This is a genomic window from Roseomonas genomospecies 6 (assembly GCF_008365375.1).
GTDB lineage: Bacteria > Pseudomonadota > Alphaproteobacteria > Azospirillales > Azospirillaceae > Azospirillum.
This window is the reverse complement of the sequence record NZ_QOKW01000085.1, coordinates 1-1,106: the sequence shown is the minus strand read 5'-3', so window position 1 is coordinate 1,106 and position 1,106 is coordinate 1. Positions and strand designations below refer to the sequence as shown.

The window sequence follows — 1,106 nt, the reverse complement described above, 5'->3', positions numbered from 1 at the left end:
TCCTTCGGGGCTCGCCCTGTCGGCATCGTCAAACAGCGGCTCGACAGCGGACACGCTGACCAGCGTCACGAGCCCGGTGATCACCGGCAGCGTGGCCGAAGCGGGCACGGTGGTGCTGTACGAGGGCACCACCGCTGTGGGCACGGCGACGGCTTCCGCTCCTGGCGCATGGACCGTCACTGCGGCCTCGCTGGCCGATGGCGCGCACAGCCTAACCGCCAAGGTGACCGACACGGCCGGCAATACGTCCACAGCGTCGTCGGCGCTGACGGTGACCATCGACACGAGTGCTTCGGCCCCAACGGGGCTCGGCTTGGCGGTCTCGTCGAACAGCGGCTCCACGAGCGACACTCTGACCAGCGTTACGAGCCCGGTGATCACCGGCAGCGTGGCCGAGGCCGGCACCGTGATCCTTTATGAAGGTGCTACGGCGCTCGGCACGGCGACCGTGGCCGCAGCCGGAACCTGGACCATTGCCGCCGCTTCGCTGGCCGATGGTGCGCACACGTTGAGCGTCACGGTGACCGACACGGCGGGCAATACGTCCTCAGCGTCGTCCGCGCTGACGGTGACCATCGACACGAGTGCTTCAGCGCCGACGGGATTGTCCCTGACGACCTCGTCGAACAGCGGGTCCACGGCCGACACTCTGACCAGCGTTACGAGCCCGGTCATCACAGGCAGCGTGGCCGAAGCGGGCACGGTGGTGCTGTACGAGGGCGCCACCGCTGTGGGCACGGCGACGGCTTCCGCTCCTGGCACATGGACCGTCACCGCGGCCTCACTGACAGACGGCGCGCACACGTTGAGCGTCACGGTGACCGACACGGCCGGAAATACGTCCTCAGCATCGTCCGCGCTGACGGTGACCATTGACACGAGTGCTTCAGCGCCGACGGGATTGTCCCTGACGACCTCGTCGAACAGCGGCTCGACGGCCGACACTCTGACCAGCGTCGCAGCACCGGTCATCACAGGCAGCGTGGCCGAAGCGGGCACGGTGGTGCTGTACGAGGGCGCCACCGCTGTGGGCACGGCGACGGCTTCCGCTCCTGGCGCATGGACCGTCACTGCGGCCTCGCTGGCCGATGGCGCGCACAGCCTGA

General features: G+C 68.5%; 1 protein-coding gene. It reads left to right on the top strand.

The annotated features are described in order from the left end of the window. Positions 1–16: 16 nt before the first annotated feature. Positions 17–1,106, top strand: a 1,090-nt coding sequence (locus tag DS843_RS30865; protein WP_353618401.1) for an Ig-like domain-containing protein, incomplete at its 3' end; no start/stop codon positions are given.